Annotated in this window: 2 protein-coding genes (both only partly in view); both read left to right on the top strand. The window is 71.5% G+C overall.

Annotated features, from left to right (window positions below; translation table 11 throughout):
* Positions 1 to 14,177, top strand: partial view of a non-ribosomal peptide synthase/polyketide synthase gene (locus ACFWMR_RS05595; RefSeq protein ID WP_378377260.1) — the 3' portion only. Its footprint begins 6,748 nt before the window's first position; the window shows 14,177 of its 20,925 coding nt (coding positions 6,749-20,925); its start codon lies off the left edge, out of view; the stop codon is at positions 14,175 to 14,177.
* Positions 14,174 to 22,916 carry the 5' portion of a non-ribosomal peptide synthetase gene (locus tag ACFWMR_RS05590; protein ID WP_378377258.1) on the top strand. The gene runs 17,312 nt beyond the window's last position, so only the first 8,743 of its 26,055 coding nucleotides appear in the window; its start codon is at positions 14,174 to 14,176; its stop codon lies beyond the right edge, outside the window. The genes ACFWMR_RS05595 and ACFWMR_RS05590 overlap by 4 nt, the downstream gene beginning before the upstream one ends.

Genomic DNA, 22,916 nt, shown 5'->3' with positions numbered 1-22,916 from the left:
GCCGCGCTCCGCTGATGGACGTGCGCGTCGCCGAGGACGACGACACCGGTGGCTGGCTGGCCCTGGTGCGCGTCCACCATCTCGTGCAGGACCACACGGCGTCGGACGTGCTGCTCGACGAGGTGCGGGCGTTCATGACCGGGCGGCCGGACGGGCTGCCCGCGTCGGTCCCGTTCCGCGAGTTCGTCGCGCGGGCGCGGTTGGGGATGCCTCGCGAGGAGCACGAACGGTACTTCACCGGACTGCTCGGCGACGTCACCGAGACGACCGCGCCGTACGGCCTGACGGACGTGCTCGGCGACGGGAGCGCGGCCGCGGAAAGCAGGCTGGTCGTGGACGCGGACCTGGCCGCCCGCATATGGGAGGTGGCGAGAGACCTCGGTGTCAGCCCGGCGACGGTGTTCCACCTGGCGTGGGCCCGCGTCCTCGGCGCGGTGTCCGGCCGGAGCGACGTCGTGTTCGGCACCGTCCTGTTCGGACGGATGAACGCCGGTGCCGCCGCGGACCGGGTGTCGGGACTGTTCATCAACACCCTCCCGGTCCGGGTGGACCTCGCGGCCCATGACGTCCGTCAGGCGCTGACCGGCCTGCGTGATCAGCTCGCCGACCTGATGGTGCACGAGCACGCGCCCCTGACCCTGGCGCAGGCGGCCGCGGGCCTGCCCGGCGGCGGGCCGTTGTTCACCTCGATCTTCAACTACCGCCACGTACAGGACGCCGTCATCGAAGAGTCCGAAATGGACGGTGTTCGGGTGCTTTCCGTGCGGGAGCACACCAATTACCCGCTGGACGTTTCGGTGGACCAGGGCCCCACCGGTTTCGAACTGGTCGTGGAGGCCGTGGCGCCGGTCGATCCGGCGGAGGTGTGCGGGTTGCTGCACACGTGTGTCGCGAATCTGGTCGCCGCTCTGGTGGAGACCCCGGATCGCGGGCCGGCGAGGGTGCCGGTGCTCGGACCCGAGTTCACCGCCTTGCTCGGCGAGGTCAACGACACCGACGTCCCGGTGCCGGGTGGTGTGGTGCCGGATCTGCTGGCGCGTTCCTCGGATGCGACCGCGTTGGTGTGTGGTGCCGTCGAGCTGAGTTACTCCGAGCTGGACGCGCGGGCGAATCGGCTGGCGCGGAAGTTGATCGCGGCCGGGGTGGGGCCGGAGTCGGTGGTGGCTTTGGTGTTGGAGCGTTCGCCGGAGTTGATGGTCGCTGTTTTGGCGGTGGTGAAGGCGGGCGGTGCGTATCTGGCCGTCGATCCGAGCCTTCCGCGTGAACGGGTCCGTTTTCTGGTGGAGGATTCCGGCGCGGTGCTGGTGGTGGACTCGCTGGGGTTCGTGACGGAAGTCGATGACTTCGATGCCGGGCCGGTGTCTGACGCTGACCGTGTTTCACCTCTGTTGCCCGGGAATGCGGCTTATGTGGTGTACACGTCGGGGTCGACAGGACTTCCGAAGGGCGTGGTCGTCACCCATCGCGGCTTCATGAACCTGTCGGTGAGTCATGCCCGTTTCGGGGTTGGCCCGGGATCCCGGGTGGCGCAGTTCGCGTCTTCGGGTTTCGACATGTTCTGCGAGGAATGGATTCTGGCGTGGGCGTCGGGGGCCGCGCTCGTGATCGTGCCGCCGGAACGACGGCTGGGTGCCGAACTGGCCGGGTTCCTCACCGAGTACGGCGTGACGCACGCGTCGTTGCCGCCCGCGGTCGTCGCGACGATGCCCGACGACGCGCTGGACCCGGCGTTCGTGCTGGAGGTCGGGGGCGAGGCCTGTCCGCCCGAGCTGGTCGAACGCTGGGCGGACGGGCGGACGATGTTCAACACCTACGGCCCGAGCGAGGCGACCGTCGACGCCACCGCGTGGCGCTGCCGTAACGGTCTGGAGTCCGGCGACGCCGTGCCGATCGGCCGTCCGATCGCCAACACCCGGGTGTACGTGCTGGACGACGCGCTGGAGCCGGTCCCGGCGGGCGTCGGCGGCGAGTTGTACCTGTCCGGTACCGGCCTGGCACGAGGATACGCCGGCCGTCCCGGGCTGACCGGTGAGCGTTTCGTGGCGAGTCCGTTCGAGCCGGGTGAGCGGATGTATCGCACCGGGGACCGGGTGCGGTGGAACGCCGATGGTGAGTTGGTGTTCCTGGGCCGTGTCGACGATCAGGTCCAGATCCGGGGTTTCCGGGTGGAACCCGGGGAGATCGAAGCCGTTCTCCTGACGCATCCCGAGGTCGACCAGGCGGCGGTGATCGCACGGGAAGACGCTTCGGGTGACGTCCGGCTGGCCGGTTACGTCGTTCTCGCGGGTGCGGTGTCCCCTGAGGACCTGCGGGCCTTCCTGGGCGAGCGGCTGCCGTCGTACCTGGTGCCCTCGGCGATCGTCGAACTCGATGCCTTCCCCCTGACGGTCAACGCGAAACTCGACCGGTCGGCGCTTCCCGTGCCGGATTTCGCGAGCCTGTCGGGTGCCGGTCGCGCGCCGGTGAACGCGCGGGAAGAGATCCTCTGCGCCGCGTTCGCGGAGGTGCTTGGCCTGACCCGGGTCGGCGTCGACGACGACTTCTTCGCGCTGGGCGGTCATTCGCTGCTCGTGGTGTCACTCGTGGAGTGGCTGCGGCAGCGCGGGGTGTCGGTGTCGGTGCGCGCGCTGTTCACGACCCCGACTCCGGCCGGGCTCGCCGCGGTCGCGGGGGCCGACCAGGTCGAGGTGCCACCGAACCTGATCCCGGACGGTGCCACCGAGCTGACACCGGAAATGCTGCCGCTGGCCGAGTTGTCCGAGGACGAGGTCGCGCGTGTGGTGGCCACGGTTCCCGGTGGGGTGCCGAACATCCAGGACGTGTACCCGCTGGCGCCGTTGCAGGAAGGCATCTTCTTCCACCACCAGATGACCGGGCGGGACGGCACGGACGTGTACGCGACTCCGACGGTGCTGACCGTGGACACCCGGGAACGGGTGGACGAGTTGCTGACGGCGTTGCGGTGGTCGATCGAGCGGCACGACATCTACCGCACGGCGGTCGTGTCCGAGGGGCTTCGGGAGCCGGTCCAGGTGGTCGTCCGCCGCGGCCGGTTACCGGTCGAAGAGGTGACCTTCGACCCGCACGGCCCGGATCCGGTCGATCAGCTGCTGTCCGCGAGCGAATCCGCCATCGACCTGACGCGGGCACCCTTGCTGCGGGTGTGGGTACTGGCGGCGCCGGACGGCGGGTGGCTGGTCCTGCTGCGGATCCACCACCTGATCCAGGACCACACGACGTTCGACGTGCTGCTCGACGAACTGCGCGCGTTCCTCTCCGGGCGGGCGGATCGACTGCCGCCGCCGGTCCGGTTCCGTGACTTCGTCGCGCAGGCACGACTCGGAACGTCCCAGGAGGACCACGAGCGGTACTTCACCGAGCTGCTCGCCGACGTCACCGAGACCACCGCGCCCTACGGCCTCACGAACGTCTACGGCGACGGCACCGACTCGGCGCAGGTCCGGTTGCCGGTCGACGCCGCGCTGACCGATCGCCTCCGGGATCTGGCGCGGACGTTCGGGGTGAGCCCGGCGACGCTGTTCCACCTGGCCTGGGCCCGCGTGCTCGGCACACTGTCCGGCCGCGACGACGTCGTGTTCGGAACCGTCCTTTTCGGACGGATGAACGCCGGTGCGGGTACCGGCCGCACCCCGGGACTGTTCATCAACACGCTCCCGTTGCGGGTCCGGCTGGCGGACCGGAGCGTGGCCGACGCCCTCGCCGGTGTGCGCCGCGGGCTCGCCGAGCTGATGGTCCACGAGCACACCCCGCTCGCCACGGCGCAACAGGCGGGCGGGGTGAGCCCCTTGTTCACCTCCCTGTTCAACTACCGCCACAACCTGCCCGTCGAAGAATGCGCCGGGACCGGTCTCGACGGCGTGACCCCGGTGCTGGTGCGGGACTACTCGAACTACCCGATGGTCGTGTCCGTGGACGACGACGGGACCGGCTTCGTGCTGGAGATCGAGGCCATCGCCGCGGTCGATCCGGCCTGGGCGGGCGAGCTCCTGGTGACCTGCGCGGAAAACCTGGCGACCGCGTTGGAGCAGGCTCCCGAAACCCCGCTGTCCGAAGTGGACATTCTCGGGACGGCCGGGCGGGAACGGATCCTCACGGAGTGGAACGACACCGCGGCACCCGCTCCCGGCACGTCGGTACCCGAGGCCTTCGCGGCGCGCGCCGCGGCCGAACCGGACGCGATCGCCGTGGCGGGCGACGGCCGCGAACTCACCTACCGCGAGCTGGACGCGCGTTCGGACCGGCTGGCGCGAGTCCTGGTGGGCGGCGGGATCGGCCCGGAGCCGGTGGTCGCCGTACTGATGGAGCGGTCGGCGGAGCTGATCGTGGCCGCTCTCGCCGTGCTGAAAGCCGGTGGGGTGTACCTGCCGCTGGACCCGGCCTGGCCGGCGGAGCGGACGCGGGCCGTGGTGAAGGACTCCGGTGCCTGCCTGCTCGTGGTGAGTGACGCGATGGCGGGCCGGGACCTCGGAATCGCGGAGGTCCGCACGGACGCCGGGGCGGACGAAGGCGCCCTGCCGGTCGTCCGGGAATCGGCCGCGGCGTATGTGATGTACACGTCGGGCTCCACCGGGGTGCCGAAGGGCGTCGTGGCCACGCATCGGGATGTGGTGGCCTTGGCGAAGGATCGTTGCTGGGGTTCGACGTCGCGGGTGCTGTTCCACGCGCCGCACGCGTTCGACGCGTCTTCGTACGAGCTGTGGGTGCCGCTGTTGTCGGGCGGCACGGTGGTGGTGGCGCCGGTCGAACGGATGGACGCGACCGCGTTGCGTCGGCTGATCGCCGAGTACGAGGTGTCGCACGTGCACGTGACGGCGGGTTTGCTCCGGATCCTCGTCGACGAGGATCCGGCTTGCCTGGCCGGTGTGCGTGAGGTGCTGACGGGTGGTGACGTGGTCCCGCCTGACGCCGTCCGGCGGACGCTGGAGTCGAATCCCGGTGTGACGGTGCGGCAGCTGTACGGGCCGACCGAGGTGACGTTGTGCGCCACGCAGCACGAGTCCGGTGTTCCCGGCGAGGTGGGCGACGTACTGCCGATCGGGCGCCCGCTGGACAACACCCGGGTGTACGTGCTGGACGAAGGGTTGCGGCCGGTCCCGGTGGGCGTGGCGGGCGAGTTGTACGTGGCGGGCGCGGGGGTCGCCCGCGGCTACCTGAATCGTCCTTTGTGGACAGCCGAGCGGTTCGTGCCGTGCCCGTTCGGTGCGGGGGAGCGGATGTACCGCACGGGCGACCGGGCGAAGTGGGACGCGGCGGGACGGCTGGTGTTCGCCGGGCGGGCGGACGGTCAGGTGAAGATCCGCGGGTTCCGGGTGGAGCCGGGGGAGGTCGAGGCCGTGCTCGCCGGGCATCCGGCGGTCGCGCAGGCCACCGTCCTCGTTCGGGAGGACACCCCGGGCGACAAGCGGCTCGTCGGCTACGTGGTTTCGCGGGAGACTCCCATCGCCGAGAAATTGCGGAGCTATTCGGCCGAGCGGCTGCCGGAGTATCTCGTCCCGTCGGCGTTCGTGGAACTGGAGTTCCTTCCGCTGACGGTCAACGGGAAGGTGGACCGGGCCGCGTTGCCGGCCCCCGGGTACGCGACCGGCGCGGGCCGGGCACCGGCGAACGCCACGGAAGAGCTGCTCTGCCAGGCTTTCGCGGAGACGCTGGCACTGCCGTCGGTCGGAATGGACGACGACTTCTTCGCGCTGGGCGGGCATTCGCTGCTGGCGATGCGGCTGGTGAGTCAGGTACGCCTGGCGCTGTCCGTCGAATTGCCCCTGCGGACGCTGTTCGAGGCGCCGACACCCGGACGTCTGGCTGCCCGGCTCACCGAGGTGACGGCACCGGGCCGGGTGGCGCTGGTGGCTCGGGAACGGCCGGAGCCGATGCCGTTGTCGTTCGCGCAGCGCAGATTGTGGTTCCTGGGGCAGCTGGAGGGGCCGAGCCCCACCTACAACATCCCGGTGACGCTTCGGCTGACCGGGCCCTTGGATCGGGCGGCTTTCACGGCGGCGTTGCGTGACGTGGTCGAGCGGCACGAAGTGCTGCGCACCGTGTTCAGGACCGGCGGGGGAGAGCCGTACCAGCGGGTGCTTCCGGTCGAGGAGTCCGGGTTCGCGCCGGACGTGGTCGAGGTGGCGCCCGAGGACCTCGACGACGCGATCGCCGAAGCGGCCGGACACGCGTTCGACCTCGCCGCCGAGCCTCCGGTGCGGGCGTCGTTGTTCCCGGTCGCGCCGGACGAGCACATCCTGGTCCTGGTCGTGCATCACATCGCGGGCGACGGCTGGTCGATGGAACCCCTGGCCCGCGATGTGTCCACCGCGTACACGGCGAGGCTGGCGGGCGGGAGCCCGGCGTGGAAACCGCTCCCCGTCCAGTACGCCGATTACACCTTGTGGCAACGGGAACTGCTCAGCGAGAGCCTGACGGCGCGGCAGATCGCGTACTGGCGGGACACCCTCGCGGGAGCACCGGAGGAACTGGAGCTGCCCGCGGACCGGCCCCGTCCCGCCGAGACCGCGCGCCTCGGGCACCTCGCCGACGTCGTGATCCCGGCGGAGCTGCATCGCGAGCTGCTGGAACTGGCGCGCGGCGAGGGCGTGACCGTGTTCATGACGTTGCAGGCGGGGCTCGCCGTGACCCTGTCGCGGCTGGGAGCGGGCACGGACATCCCGATCGGCGTCGCGGTGGCGGGACGGACCGACCCGGCCCTGGACGATCTGGTGGGGTTCTTCGTCAACACCCTCGTCCTGCGCACCGACCTGTCCGGTGACCCCAGCCTCGCCGAGGTTCTCGGCCGGGTCCGGGAGACCTCGCTGTCCGCGTTCGCGCACCAGGACGTCCCCTTCGAACGGCTGGTGGAGGAGCTGGCCCCGGTCCGGTCCCTGGCGCGGCATCCGTTGTTCCAGGTGATGATGACCCTGCAGAACACCGGCCGGACCGGGGAACCGCCGCTGGTCCTGCCCGGTCTGCGGGCCGCCGCGCTGCCTTCCGCCGTCCGGCCGCTCGAATTCGATCTGGATCTGAGCCTCGGTGAAAGCTTCGACGCGGCGGGCGGGCCGGCGGGCATCAGCGGCTCTCTCACCGTCTCCGCGGACCTCTTCGACCGGGACACCGCCGTACGGCTGGCGGACCGGCTGGTGGGAGTGCTGCGGGCGATGACGCGGGACGCCCGCACCCCGATCGCCGAGGTGGACGTGCTCGACGCGGACGAGCGCCGCCGGATTCTGACGGAGTGGAACGAAATGCCGGTGCCCGTCCCGGAGCTGTCGGTGCCGGAAGCCTTCGCACGCCAGACGGCCGCCACTCCCGGCGCGGTCGCCGTCGTCGCCGGAGGTGTCCGGCTCGATTACGGGGAACTGGACGCGCGGGCCGGACGGCTGGCGCGGGTGCTGGTCGCCTCGGGTGTGGGCCCGGAGTCGGTCGTGGCGGTACTGCTGGAGCGGTCGGCCGACGTGATCGTGACGCTGCTGGCCGTCCTCAAGGCGGGTGGGGCGTACCTGCCGCTGGACACCGGCTGGCCCGCCGCGCGGATGCGCGCCGTCCTCGAAGACGCGGGCGCCGAAGTGCTGGTGGTGCACGAGGCGACGGCCGGTCACGAGCTCGGGGTCGCGACGGTCCGGGCCGATGCCGGGACGGACGCCGTGGCGGACCTGCCGGACGTGGTGCCCGCGGACGGTGCCGCCTATGTGATGTACACGTCGGGGTCGACCGGGGTGCCGAAGGGCGTCGTGGTCACCCATCGGGATGTCGTGCGGTTGGCGAAGGATCGGTGCTGGGGCGTGACGCCGCGGGTGTTGTTCCACGCGCCGCATGCCTTCGACGCGTCGTCCTACGAGCTGTGGGTGCCGTTGTTGTCCGGTGGCACCGTGGTGGTGGCGCCGGTCGAACGCATGGACGCGACCGGCCTGCGCGGTCTGATCACCGGGCACGAGTTGTCCCATGTGCACGTGACGGCAGGCCTGTTCCGGGTCTTGGCCGATCAGGATCCGCGGTGTTTCGCGGGTGTGCGTGAGGTGCTGACGGGCGGCGACGTCGTGCCCGCCGGTTCGGTCCGGCGGGTGCTGGAGTCGAATCCCGGTCTGGTGGCGCGGCAGCTGTACGGGCCGACCGAGGTGACGTTGTGCGCCACGCAGCACGAGGTCGGCGATTCCGCCGCCGTGGCCGGTGTCCTGCCGATCGGACGGCCCCTGGACAACACCCGGGTCTACGTGCTCGACGACGGGCTCGGCGTGGTTCCGGTCGGGGTGGCCGGTGAACTGTACGTGGCGGGCGCGGGAGTGGCCCGCGGCTACCTGAACCGTCCTTTGTGGACGGCGGAGCGGTTCGTGGCGTGCCCGTTCGGTGCCTCGGGGGAACGGATGTACCGCACCGGTGACCGGGTGAAGTGGGACTCGGCCGGACGGCTGGTGTTCGTCGGACGGGCGGACGGTCAGGTGAAGATCCGCGGGTTCCGGGTGGAGCCGGGGGAGGTCGAAGCGGTGCTCGCCGGGCATCCGGCGGTCGCCCAGACCGCGGCGGTGGTCAGGGAGGACGTTCCCGGCGACAAGCGGCTCGTCGGCTACCTCGTCCCTTCCGGCACCGGGACTTCGATCGCCGAGGTGGTGCGCGCGTACGCCGCCGAGCGTCTCCCCGGCTATCTGGTGCCTTCCGCGTTCGTGGAGCTGGACGTCCTGCCGCTGACGGTCAACGGGAAGGTGGACCGCGCGGCGCTCCCCGGCCCGCGACCCGAGCCTGGCGCCGGGCGCGCTCCCGCCACCGCCCAGGAAGAGCTGGTGTGCAAGGCGTTCGCCGAGATCCTCGGTTTGCCGGCGGTCGGCGTCGACGACGATTTCTTCGCGCTCGGCGGACATTCGCTGTCCGCGGTGTCACTGGTCGAGTGGCTGCGGCAACGTGGTGTGTCGGTGTCGGTCCGAGCGCTGTTCGTCACGCCGACACCGGCCGCGCTGGCGGCCGTGGCGGGCCCGGAACCGGTGGCGATCCCGCCCAACCTGATCCCGCCGCACGCCGGTGAGATCACGCCCGGGATGCTGCCGTTGCTGGACCTGTCCGAAGCGGAGATCGCGCGGGTGGTCGAGGCGGTGCCGGGCGGAGCGCCGAACGTGCAGGACGTGTATCCGCTGGCGCCGTTGCAGGAAGGCATCTTCTTCCACCACCTGATGACCGACAGCGGCGATGACGACGTCTACGCGATGCCGTTCGTCCTGCGGTTCCCGGCACGGGGGCGGCTGGACGCGTTCCTGGCCGCGCTGCGGCAGGTCGTCGACCGGCACGACGTCTACCGCACCGCGCTCGTCTCGGACGGCCTGGCCGAGCCGGTCCAGGTCGTGTGGCGGCACGCCGAACTGCCGGTCACCGAGGTCACCCTCGACGAGGGCGGCGGGGACGCGGTCGGACAGCTGCTGTCCGCCGCCGGTGGGTGGATGGACCTGCGCCGGGCACCCCTGCTGACCGTGCACGTCGCGGCCGAACCCGGCGGTGACGGCTGGCTGACGCTGGTCCGGATGCATCACCTGGTCCAGGACCACACGGCGCTCGACATCGTGCTCGACGAGATCAAGGCGATCCTGGCGGGCCGGACGGGCACGTTGCCCGCTCCGGTGCCGTTCCGGGAGTTCGTGGCGCAAGCCCGGCTCGGCGTACCGGAGGAGGCGCACCGGGAGTACTTCGCCGGGCTCATCGGCGATGTCACCGAGACCGGCGCCCCGTACGGGCTGACGGACGTGCACGGTGACGGCACGGAGACCGGGCAGACCAGGCTGACCGTGGACGCCGTCCTGACGAGCCGGGTGCGGACGCTGGCGCGATCACTCGGGATGAGCCCGGCGACGATCTTCCACTTGGCGTGGGCGCGACTGCTCGCGGCGGTGACGGGACGCGACGACGTCGTGTTCGGCACGGTGCTGCTCGGCCGCTCCAGCGTCGGCGCGGACCGCGTGCCCGGGCTGTTCATGAACACGCTCCCGGTGCGGGTCAAGCTGGCCGGACAGCCAGTGGGGACGGCACTGACGGACCTGCGCGACCAGCTCGCCGAGCTGCTGGTGCACGAGCACGCGCCGCTGACGCTGGCGCAGAAGGCGGCCGGCCTGCCCAACGGCAGTCCCTTGTTCGCCGCGTTGTTCAACTACCGGCACGCCGGACCCGTCGTCGTGGAGCCCGGCGACGTGCTCGGGGACGTCGAGACGCTGTTCACCCAGGAGCACAACAACTATCCGCTGAGCGTGTCCGTCGACGACGACGGCGTGGAGTTCAGCATCTCCGTCGACGTCGTACGGCCGGTGGACGAGAACCGGTTCGCCACGCTGCTGCACGCCACGCTCGCGGAACTCACCACCGCGCTGGAGAAGGAGCCGGATCTTCCGCTCCTGTCGGTGAACGTGCTCGAAGTGACCGGCCGAGCCCGTCCGGGAACCGGATCCGATCGGCTCGCGCGGCGGCTGGCCGGACTCGGCGTGCGCCGCGAGTCGGTGGTCGCGATCGGCGTGCGCGAACCCGGTGAGCTGGCGGAAGCGCTGGCCGCGGTCGGCGAGGTGGGCGGCGAGTACGTGCTCGTCGATCCGGCGGAGCCTGCCGGGCGGACCGCCACCACGCTCACCGGCGCCGGGGCACTGGTACTGGTCACCACGGCCGAGGCGGCCGGGAATCTGCCGGACTGGCCTCGCCGCCTGCTGCTCGACGAGCCCGAGACCGCGTCCACGGGAAGTGCCGTGTTCGTGCCGGGGACGGTGATCGCGGGCACCGGCCGGGCACCGGCCACCGCGCACGAAGAGCTGCTGTGCCAGGCGTTCGCCCAGGTGCTGGGCCGGGAGCGGGTCGGCGTCGACGACGACTTCTTCGCGCTCGGAGGGAACTCGCTGCTGGCGACCCGGCTGGTGAGCCGGGTGCGCTCGGTGCTCGGCGTCGAGCTGTCGATCCGGCTGCTGTTCGAAACCCTGACCGTGGGCCGCCTCGCCGAACGGCTGGGGCAGGCAGGCGGCGGCCGGTTGCCGCTGACCGCGAGGGAACGCCCGGAACGGCCGCCTGTCTCCTTCGCGCAACGCCGGCTCTGGTTCGTCGGCCAGCTCGAAGGATCGAGCGCCAGCTACAGCAACACCACCGCGCTTCGCTTGCGCGGCGACCTGGATCCGGCGGCGGTGGCCGCGGCGCTGCGGGACGTGATCGACCGGCACGAGGTGCTGCGGACGGTGCTCCCGGCCGAGGACGGCGAGCCGTACCAGCGGATCCTGGCGGTCGAGGAGACCGGGTTCGCACTGCCGGTGGCCGAGGTCGCGGCGGACCGGGTCGTGGACGAGATCGACCGCGCGGCCGGTTACGCGTTCGACTTCGCCGAGGAGATCCCGATCCGGGCGCGGTTGCTCCGCGTGGCGCCGGACGACCACGTCCTCGTGCTGGCCGTGCACCACATCGCCACCGATGGCTGGTCGACGGCGGCGCTCGCACGGGACCTTTCGGCCGCGTACGCCGCGCGACGGGCGGGGCACGCCCCGGGCTGGGCACCGTTGCCCGTGCAGTACGCGGATTACGCGCTCTGGCAACGTGATCTGCTGGGCGACGCGGAAGACCCGGAGAGCCTGCAGGCCCGGCAGCTGGCGTACTGGCGCGGCACTCTCGCCGGGATCCCCGACGAGATACCGCTGCCGTCGGACCGGCCGCGTCCGGCGGTGGCGACGCATCAGGGCGGCGAGGTGACGGTCGAGCTGTCCGCCGAACTGCACCGGCGCGTCGTGGAGCTCGCCTCGGCCGAGCAGGTCACCCTCTTCATGGTGTTCCAAGCGGCCTTCGCGGCGCTGCTGAGCAGGCTGGGCGCGGGCGGTGACATCCCGATCGGCACCGCGCTGGCGGGCCGCACCGACGACGCGCTGGACGAGCTGGTGGGTTTCTTCGTCAACATGCTGGTGCTGCGCACCGACGTGTCGGGCGACCCGAGCTTCGCGGAGCTGTTGCGGCGAGTGCGTGAGACCGACCTGGCGGCGTACGCGCATCAAGACCTGCCGTTCGACCGGGTGGTGGAAGAGTTCGTCCCGCAGCGCTCGCTGTCGCGGGAGCCCCTGTTCCAAGTCGCGCTGGACGTGCGGAACGCGCCCGAGGCGGAACTGCGGCTTCCCGGTCTGGAGGTGAGCGGCGAGCCGCTCGCCCACGGCGTCGCGAGGTACGACCTCATGCTCGGCCTCGCCGAGCGACGCGACGAGCGCGGCGCCCCGGACGGGATGTCGGGCGCGCTGGAGTTCGGCACCGACGTGTTCGACCGGTCGACGGCCGAGGCACTCGTCACGCGACTGGTGCGGTTGCTGGAATCCGTCGTCGCCGAGCCCTCCGCCCGGCTGAGCCGGATCGACCTCCTCGCCGGAGCCGAACGCCGCCAGGTGCTCGACGACTGGAACCCGGCGGGTTCCGGGGTGCCCGAGGCGACGGTGCCCGGGCTGTTCGCCGCCCAGGTCGCGCGACGGCCGGAAGCGGTCGCGCTGGAGACACGCGACACGGGCGTCGGATACGCGGAGCTGGACGCGCGCTCGGATCTGCTGGCCGGTGTCCTCGCCGCGCACGGCGCGGGTCCCGAGACGGCGGTCGCCGTCGTACTGGACCGCTCGGTCGATCTGGTGGTCGCGTTCCTCGCGGTCCTCAAGGCGGGTGCCGCCTACCTCCCGATCGACCCGGTGCTCCCGCCCGAACGGATCGAGTACGTCCTCGGCGACGCGCGGCCGGTGTGCGCGCTGACGATCGACGGCCACCGGTCGTCGATCCCGGAGGGCTCGAAGATCCCGGTGGTCGTACTCGGCGCCGATGAGGCGGCCCCGGCATCGCCCGTCGTTCCGCCGTCGCCGGAGAATCCCGCCTACCTCATCTACACTTCGGGTTCGACGGGACGGCCGAAGGGCGTGGCTGTCCCGCACCGCGGCATCGCCGCCCTCGTGGCCACGCAAGCCGAACGGCTCGCGGTCACCGACGAAAGCCGGGTGCTGCAATTCGCCTCCCCGGGATTCGACGCGTCGGTCTGGGAACTGGTGATGGCGCTGTGCACCGGCGCCCGCCTGGTCGTGGCCGAGGACCTGCTCCCGGGCGCCGGCCTCGCCGCGGTCGTGGCGAGGCACGGCGTGACCCACGCGACCCTGCCGCCCGCCGTGCTCGCCGCGTCCTCGCCGGAGGATCTGTCGCCGGTCACCACACTGGTGTCGGCGGGCGAGGCGCTCAGCGGCGACCTCGTGGCGCGCTGGGCTCCGGGACGCCGGTTCGTCGACGCCTACGGTCCGACCGAGACCACCGTCTGCTCGTCGATGTCTTCGCCGCTGTCGCCCGGTGAACCGCCCGATATCGGGAAAGCCGTGCTCGACAGCCGCGTCTACGTCCTCGACGACACCCTGTCCCCGGCGCCGCCCGGAGTGCGGGGGGAGTTGTACGTGGCGGGCGCGAGCCTGGCCCGTGGCTATCTCGGCAGGCCGGGGATGACCGCAGAACGGTTCGTCGCCTGCCCGTTCACGGATGGGCGGATGTACCGCACCGGCGACCGCGCCCGCTGGACCACCGACGGGCGGCTGCTCTTCGAGGGCCGCGTCGACGACCAGCTCAAGATCCGCGGGTTCCGGATCGAACCGGGCGAGATCGCGCAGGTGCTGTCCGCGCATCCGGCGGTCGCCGACGCGGCGGTCGTGGCCAGGGAGTACCGCGCGGGCGATCGGCGGCTGGTCGCCTACCTGGTCCCCGCCGGTCCCGAAACCGACCGGTCCGGCGAGACGCTCCGGGAGTACGCCGCGCGCAAGCTGCCCGCGTACATGGTGCCCGCCGCGTTCGTCGAACTCGAAGCGTTCCCGTTGACCGTCAACGGGAAGCTCGACCGTGAAGCACTTCCCGCGCCCGGCCACGGCACGGCGGGGGCGGGCCGCGCGCCCGCCACGCGGGAGGAAGAACTCGTCTGCGAGGCGTTCGCCGAAATCCTCGAACTGCCCGAGGTCGGCCCCGAAGACCACTTTTTCGCCCTCGGCGGGCATTCCCTGCTGGCGACCCGGCTGCTCAGCAGGATCCGGGTGGCCGCGGGTGCCGAGGTACCGCTCCGGGTGCTGTTCGAGAGCCCGACCGCGGCCGAGGTGGCCGCGTGGATCGCGGCGAACGCCGGTACCGGGAAGAAAGCCAGGCCGGCCCTCCGGCCCATGCGTGAGCACGAAGAGGAGATCCGATGATTCCGTTGTCGTTCGCGCAGCGCCGGCTGTGGTTCCTGTGGCAGCTGGACGGCCCTGCCGACACTTTCAACATCCCGCTCGCGCTCCGGCTGACCGGTGAGCTGGACCGCGACGCGCTCGCCGCCGCCCTGCTGGACGTGCTCGGCCGTCACGAGGTGCTGCGCACCGTTTTCCCCGCCCAGGACGGCGAGCCCCGCCAGCGGGTGCTCCGGGTCGAGGAGACGGGCTTCGAACTCGAGATCGTCGCGACGATGGTGCTGGACGACGAGGTGGCGCGGGCGAGCGCGTACCCCTTCGATCTGGCGAACGAGATCCCGATGCGGGCCCGGCTCTTCGTGGTGGGCCCGGGCGAGCACGTGCTGGTCCTGGTGGTGCACCACATCGCGGCCGACGGCTGGTCGATGGGCCCGCTGCTGCGTGATCTCTCCACCGCGTACGCGTCACGACTGTCCGGGCGCGAGCCGGACTGGACGCCGTTGCCGGTGCAGTACGCCGACTACACGTTGTGGCAGCGAGAACTTCTCGGCGCGGAGGACGATCCGGAAAGCACGCTGACCGGACAGGTGGCGTTCTGGCGGCGGACCCTCGCCGGGGCGCCGGAGGAACTGGATCTGCCCGCCGACCGGCCGCGTCCGGCGCGGCTGGATCCCCGAGGCCACAGCGCCGAGCTCGAACTTGGCGCGGACACTCACCGGCGGCTCGTGGAGCTGGGACGGACACACGGGGCGACCCTGTTCATGGTGATGCATTCCGCGCTGGCGGTGCTGCTGTCTCGGCTGGGCGCCGGGACCGACCTCCCGATCGGCACCGTGGTCGCGGGCCGGACCGACGAGGGGCTCGACGACCTGGTCGGCTGTTTCGTCAACAACCTGGTGATCCGCGCCGATCTGTCGGGCGATCCGGCCTTCGCCGACGTGCTCGGGCGCGTGCGGAAAGCCGCGCTGAACGCCTACGAGAACCAGGACGTGCCGTTCGAAAAGCTGGTCGAGGAGCTGGCGCCGACCCGATCGCTGTCGCGGCATCCGCTGTTCCAGGTGATGGCCGCGGTGGAAAGCGCGGACCTCGTTTCCGCCGGACACGGCCGCGGGCCGTCGCTGGAGCTGCCCGGTCTGCGCGTCGACCTGATCTCCGACGACCGGCAGGCGGGCGACTTCGACCTCGATCTCGTGGTGCGCGAGGCACTCGACGCCGACGGACGCCCGGCGGGACTGGAGGGCGCGCTCATCGGCGCCGCGGACCTCTGCGACGCCGAGACGGTCGAGCGGATCGCGGCGCGGCTCGTCCAGATCCTGGAAGCCGTCGTGGCCGACCCGTCCGTCCCCATCCGGTCCTTGCCGGTTCTCGACGAGGACGAACTGCGGCGGATCCTCCAGGCCTGGAATGACACCGCGATTCCGGCGCCGGATGGTGTGGTGCCGGATCTGGTCGCGGGACAGGTGTCGCGTTCACCGGAGGCGACGGCGGTCGTCGGTTCGGGTGTCGAGCTGAACTATGCCGAGTTGGATGCGCGGGCGAACAGGCTGGCGCGGAAGTTGATCGCGGCCGGGGTGGGCCCGGAGTCGGTGGTGGCTTTGGTGTTGGAGCGGTCTCCGGAGTTGATGGTCGCCGTTTTGGCGGTCTTGAAGGCCGGTGGCGCTTACCTGGCTGTCGATCCGGGATTGCCCGCGGAACGAATTCGTTTCCTGGTCGAGGATTCCGCAGCCGTGTTGGTGGTGGACTCGCCGGGGTTCGTGACGGAAGTCGACGACTTCGATGCCGGTCCGGTGTCTGACGCTGATCGTGTTTCGCCTTTGTTGCCGGGGAATGCGGCGTATGTGGTGTATACGTCGGGGTCGACTGGTGTGCCGAAGGGTGTGGTCGTCACCCATCGTGGGTTCGTGAATCTGTCGGTGAGTCATGCTCGTTTCGGGGTGGGGCCGGGATCGCGGGTGGCGCAGTTCGCGTCCTCGGGTTTCGACATGTTCTGTGAGGAATGGCTTCTGGCGTTGGGGTCGGGAGCGGCGTTGGTGATCGTGCCGCCGGAGCGGCGCCTGGGCGCGGAACTCGCGGGATTCCTCACGGAGCACGGAGTGACGCACGCGACGCTGCCGCCGGCCGCGGTGACCAGCCTTCCCCAGGACGGTTTGCCCGAGGGCTTCGTGCTGGACGTCGGTGGCGAGGCGCTGCCCGCCGATCTCGTTTCCCGGTGGGCCACGGATCACTTGATGTTCAACAGTTACGGCCCGGCCGAGGCGACGGTGAACGCGGCGGTGTGGCGCTGCCTGCCCGGCGAGGAGGCCGTCCCGATCGGACAGCCGATCGCGAACGTCCGGGTGTACGTGCTGGACGACGCGCTGGAGCCGGTCCCGGCGGGCGTCGGCGGCGAGTTGTACGTGGCCGGTGAAGGCGTCGCTCGCGGATACGTGGGTCGTGCGGCGTTGACCGGTGAGCGTTTCGTGGCGTGTCCTTTCGAGCCAGGGCAGCGGATGTACCGCACGGGAGACCGGGTCCGGTGGAACGCCGACGGCGAGCTGGTGTTCCTGGGCCGTGTCGACGACCAAGTGAAGATCCGCGGCTTCCGGGTCGAGCCCGGGGAGATCGAAGCCGTTCTGCTGACTCACGCCGAGGTCGACCAGGCCGCGGTGATCGCGCGGGAAGACACTCCGGGCGACGTCCGGCTGGTGGGTTATGTGACTCTCGCGGGCGCGGTGTCCGGTGAGGGGTTGCGGGCGTTCCTGGGTGAGCGGCTGCCTTCGTATCTGGTGCCCTCGGCGATCGTCGAACTCGACGTCTTCCCGTTGACCGCCAACGCCAAGCTCGACCGCAAGGCACTCCCCGCGCCGGACTTCGCGGCAGTGGCCGTCACCTCTCGCGCGCCGGAGACCGCGCGAGAGGAAGTGCTGTGCCAGGCGTTCGCGGAGGTGCTCGGCCTGGAACGCGTCGGTGTCGACGACGACTTCTTCGCGCTGGGCGGGCATTCGCTGCTCGTGGTGTCGCTCGTGGAATGGCTGCGGCGGCGCGGCGTCTCGGTGTCGGTGCGCGCGCTGTTCCTGACCCCGACCCCGGCCGGGCTGGCCGCCGTCGCGGGCCCCGCGCCGGTGGTGGTGCCGCCCAACCTGATCCCGCCGGACGCCGGGGAGATCACGCCGGAAATGGTGCCGCTGGCCGGGCTGACCGAAGCCGAGATCGCGCGGGTGGTGGCCGCGATCCCCGGTGGGGTGCCGAACATTCAGGACGTGTACCCGCTGGCGCCGTTGCAGGAAGGCATCTTCTTCCACCACCTGATGACCGAGCACGGCGGAACCGACGTCTACGTGACGCCCACCGTCGTCGAGTTCGACTCGCGTGACCGGCTCGACGACTTCCTCGCCGGGTTGCGCTGGATGGTGGACCGGCACGACATCTACCGCACCGCCGTCGTGTCGGCGGGGCTGCGGGAGCCCGTGCAGGTCGTGGTGCGCCACGCCGAGGTGCCGGTCGAGGAGGTCGTCCTCGATCCCGCCGGACCCGACGCCGTCGAGCAGATCCTGAACGCGGCGGGCGGGCGGCTGGACCTGGACCGCGCTCCGCTGATGGACGTGCGTTTCGCCGCCGATCCGCGCGGGGGCCGATGGATCGGCTTGCTGCGCGTCCACCACCTGTTGCAGGACCACACCACGCTTGAGGTGCTGCTCGACGATCTGCGGGCGTTCCTGTCCGGGCGCACGGGGGAACTGCCCGCGCCGGTCCCGTTCCGCGAATTCGTGGCGCAGGCACGGCTCGGGGTGCCGCGTCAGGAGTACGAGCGGTACTTCTCCGGCCTCCTCGGCGACGTGACGGAGACGACCGCCCCGTACGGACTGGTGGATCTGCACGGGGACGGCACCGGCTCGGAGCAGGCTCACCTGTGGGTGGACGACGCGCTGAGCGAACGCGTCCGCGAGGTGGCGCGGTCGTGGGGCGCGAGCCCGGCCACGGTGTTCCACCTGGCGTGGGCACGCGTACTGGGCGCGGTTTCGGGCCGAGAAGACGTCGTTTTCGGCACTGTCCTCTTCGGACGGATGAACGCCGGTACCGGCGCGGACCGGGTGCCGGGACTGTTCATCAACACCCTGCCGGTCCGGGTCCGCCTCGACCGGCAGGGTGTCGGCGAAGCGCTGACCGGACTGCGGCATCAGCTCGCGGACCTGCTGGCCTACGAGCACGCGCTGTTGGCGCTCGCCCAAGGAGCCAGTGGCCTCACCGGCGGCAGCCCGCTGTTCAGCTCCATCTTCAACTACCGGCACAGCCCGGACACTCCCGAGGAGGCCCGCCCGGCACTGGACGGGATGAAGGTCCTGTCCGCCCGCGACCTCACGAACTACCCGCTCGCGGTCGCTGTCGACGCCCAGGAGTCCGGCTTCGCGATCACCTTGGACGCGGTGGCGCCCGCCGACCCGGCCCGGGTCGGCGCGCTGCTGCTCACCTGTCTCGAAGCGCTCACGACCGCGCTGGCGGACGAGCCGGCCACGCCGTTGCGCACGGTCGACGTGCTGGACGAGACCGAGCTGTCCGCTCTGGTGGACGGCTGGAACGACACCGCGGTACCGGTACCCGAGGTCTCGATACCGGACGCGTTCGCGGCCAGGGCCGCGGCCGGCCCCGACGCCGTCGCGGTCGTCTCCGGCGAGCTGGAGCTGTCCTACGGCGAGCTGGACGCGCGCGCGGACCGGCTGGCGCGGGCACTGGTCGCCGCGGGTGTGCGGCCCGAGTCGGCCGTGGCGGTCGCGATGGAGCGGTCGGCCGACCTGGTGGTGGGCTTGCTGGCGGTGCTGAAGGCCGGTGGCGTGTTCGTGCCGCTGGACACCGGCTGGCCGGCGGCCCGGATGCGCGCGGTGACCGCGGACGCGGGCGCCTGCCTGCTCCTGGCGCACGAGCCGACCAGCGGGCTCGAACTCGGCGTCGCGACGTTGACGGTCGAGGCCGGGACGGACACCGCGGTGGAACTGCCGGACTCGGTGCCGCCGGATTGTGCCGCCTACGTGATGTACACGTCCGGTTCGACCGGCGAGCCGAAGGGAGTCGTGGCCACCCATCGGGACGTCGTGCGCCTGGCGCTGGACCGGTGCTGGGGGACCGCGGCACGGGTGTTGTTCCACGCCCCGCACGCGTTCGACGCGTCGTCCTACGAACTGTGGGTGCCGCTGCTGTCGGGCGGCACCGTGGTGATCGCGCCGGACGAGCGCGTCGACGCGGCGTCGATCCGGCGATCGATCTCCGCGCACGCGCTGACCCACATCCACGTGACCGCCGGTCTGCTGCGGGCACTGGCCGACGACGACCCGGGCTGCTTCGCCGGAGTGCGCGAGGTGCTGACGGGCGGGGACGTGGTGACGGCCGACGCCGTGCGCCGGGTCCTGGAGGCGGGTTCCGGGGTGGTCGTGCGGCATCTCTACGGGCCGACCGAGGTCACGCTGTGCGCCACCCAGCACGAGATCGCCGAGGCCGGCGAGGCCGGCGTCGCGCTGCCCATCGGGCGGCCGCTGGACAACACCCGTGTCTACGTCCTGGACGACGGGCTCAACGTGGTCCCGGTGGGCGTCGCGGGCGAGCTGTACGTCGCCGGTGCCGGAATCGCGCGCGGCTATGTCAACCGCGCCCAGTCCACGGCGGAGCGGTTCGTCGCGTGCCCGTACGGGACGGGCGGGCGGATGTACCGCACCGGGGACCTGGCCCGGTGGACGCCGGACGGACGGCTGGTGTTCGCCGGTCGCGCGGACGACCAGGTGAAGATCCGCGGGTTCCGGGTGGAACCGGGCGAGGTCGAGGCCGTGCTCGCCGGGCATCCGGCGGTCGCGCGGGCCACCGTCGTCGTGCGGGAAGACGTGGCGGGGGACAAACGGCTCGTCGGTTACGTGGTGCCCGTGGACGGCAGCGGGTCCATCGCCGACGCGGTGCGCGACCATGTCGCGGGCCGCTTGCCCGAGTACCTCGTCCCGGCGTCGTTCGTGGAACTGGCGGCGCTTCCATTGACGGTCAACGGGAAGGTCGACCGCGCGGCGCTGCCCGCGCCCGAGTACGCGGCCGGTGCGGGGCGCGCTCCGGCGAACGCCACGGAAGAGCTGCTGTGCCGGGCCTTCGCGGATGTCCTGGGGCTGCCGACGGCCGGGATGGACGACGACTTCTTCGCCCTCGGCGGGCATTCGCTCCTGGTGATGCGCGTGGTGAGCCGGATCCGCGCGCTCCTGGACGTCGAACTGCCGATCCGGACCGTGTTCGAGGCGCGGACCCCCGCGCGGTTGGCGGCCCGGCTGGCCGAGGTCGCCGCGCCGGGGCGGGCCACGCTCGCGGCGCGGACACGGCCGGACCGGGTGCCGTTGTCGTTCGCGCAGCGCCGGTTGTGGTTCCTGGGGCAACTGGAAGGTCCGAGCCCGACCTACAACATCCCGTGGGGGCTGAAGCTGACCGGGACTTTGGACCGGGCGGCTTTCGCGGCGGCGTTGCGCGACGTGGTCGAGCGGCACGAGGTGCTGCGCACCGTGTTCGAGCTGGCCGACGGCGAGCCGTACCAGCGGGTGCTTCCGGCGGACGAGTCCGCGTTCGCGCTGGACGTCGTGGAAGTACCCGCCGACGACCTGACGGCCGCGGTGGAGCAGGCCGCGACGCACGCCTTCGACCTCGCGGCGGAGATCCCGGTGCGCGCCTCGCTGTTCGCGGTGGCACCGGACGAGCACGTGCTGGTCCTGGTAGTGCACCACATCGCGGGCGACGCCTGGTCGATGGCGCCGTTGGCACGCGACGTTTCGCTGGCCTACGAGGCACGGCTGGCCGGCGCGGCCCCAGGATGGGCGCCGTTGCCGGTGCAGTACGCCGACTACGCGCTCTGGCAACGGGAACTGCTCGGCGACGACGACGATCCCGGCAGCGTGATCTCACAGCAGGTGGACCACTGGAAGGCCGCGCTCGCGGGCGCGCCGGACGTGCTGGACCTGCCCGCCGACCGGCCGCGTCCGGCGGAGCCGTCCCACCGGGGCCATGTCGCCGAGGCCGAGCTTCCCGCCGAACTCCACCGGCGGCTCCACGCGCTGGCGGACGCCGAGGGCGTGACCGTGTTCATGGTGTTGCAGGCCGCGCTGGCCGTGACGCTTTCGCGGTTGGGCGGCGGACGGGACATCCCGATCGGCACGGCCGTCGCGGGGCGTACCGACCAGGCCCTCGACGAGCTGGCCGGGTTCTTCGTCAACACCCTCGTCCTGCGTGCCGACCTGTCCGGGAACCCGGTCTTCACCGAAGTTCTGCGGCGGGCACGGGAAAACCTCCTCGCGGCGCTGGCGAACCAGGACGTCCCCTTCGAGCGGCTGGTCGAGGAGCTCGCCCCGGTCCGCTCGCTGACCCGGCATCCGCTGTTCCAGGTGATGCTGACCGTGCAGAACACCGCCGGGCCCGACGCCGGGCTGCCCGGCTTGCGGACCTCGATGGTGCCCACCGGCGCGGTGCCCGCCAAATTCGATCTGGACCTGGCGTTCGAGGAGTCCTTCGACGCGGAAGGCGCGCCCGCCGGTCTGCGCGGAACGCTCGTCGCGGCCGCCGACCTGTTCGACCCGGGCACCGCGGACCGGATCGTCACCTGGTTCGCCCGGGTGCTCGACGAGGTGACCCGTCGGCCGGAGCTGCGGCTCGGCGAGATCGGCGTACTCGACGCCGCCGAACTGTCCACTTTGGACAGCTGGAACGAAGCGGGACCGCCGGTCCCCGAGACGACGCTGCCGTCGCTGTTCGAGGCACAGGCGGCGAGGACGCCGGAAGCGATCGCCGTCACGGCCGGAGACGTCGAGCTGTCGTACGCGGAACTGGACACGCGGGCGAACGGTCTGGCGCGCCTGCTGAGGGACCGCGGTGTCGGCCCGGAGTCGGTCGTCGGGGTGGTCGCGCCGAGGTCGGCCGAGCTCGTGGTGTCCATGTTGGCCGTGCTCAAGGCGGGTGGCGCGTACTTGCCGCTGGATCCGGAGTCGCCGGCGGATCGGATCGGGTTCGTGCTCGCGGACGCGGGCGCGGTCTGCGTGGTGACGACGCCGGATTGCGTTTCGCTGGTGCCGCAAGGTGTTCCGGCCGTGGTGGCGGACGGTTCCCGGGATGACGTGGCGCCGGTCCGGTCGGGCGCGGTACGCCCCGAGCACGCGGCGTATGTGATCTATACGTCGGGTTCGACGGGGACGCCCAAGGGTGTGGTGGTGCCGCATCGGAACGTGGTCGCCTTGTTCGCCGCCACGGAAGGCTTGTTCGATTTCGGCGCCGGTGACGTGTGGTCGTGGTTCCATTCGTTCGCGTTCGACTTCTCGGTGTGGGAACTGTGGGGTCCGCTGGTGCACGGCGGCCGTGTCGTCGTCGTTCCGTTCGACGTGTCGCGTTCGCCGCGGGAATTCGCCGATCTGCTGGTGCGGGAACGGGTCACGATGCTGAGCCAGACGCCGTCGGCGTTCTACCAGCTGATGGAGACGGCCGGTTCGGACAGCTTGCGGACCGTGGTGTTCGGCGGAGAGGCACTGGATCCCGCGCGGCTGAGCGACTGGTGGGAGCGGGTGGGCGTCTCCGGCCCCCGGCTGGTGAACATGTACGGGATCACCGAGACCACCGTGCATGTCACGCATTTCGATCTCCTTCCCGGCGTCGACGGGAGCGTGATCGGCCGGGGGATCCCGGGTCTGTCGGTGTACGTGCTGGACGAGTGGTTGCGGCCGGTACCCGCGGGTGTCGTGGGGGAGCTGTACGTGGCCGGACCTCAGGTCGCGCGGGGCTACGTGC

Origin of the sequence: Amycolatopsis thailandensis (genome assembly GCF_042723255.1) — a bacterium.
Classification (GTDB): domain Bacteria; phylum Actinomycetota; class Actinomycetes; order Mycobacteriales; family Pseudonocardiaceae; genus Amycolatopsis; species Amycolatopsis thailandensis.
Note: the sequence above shows the minus strand (reverse complement) of the source record. Positions and strands in the feature narration are given on the sequence as shown.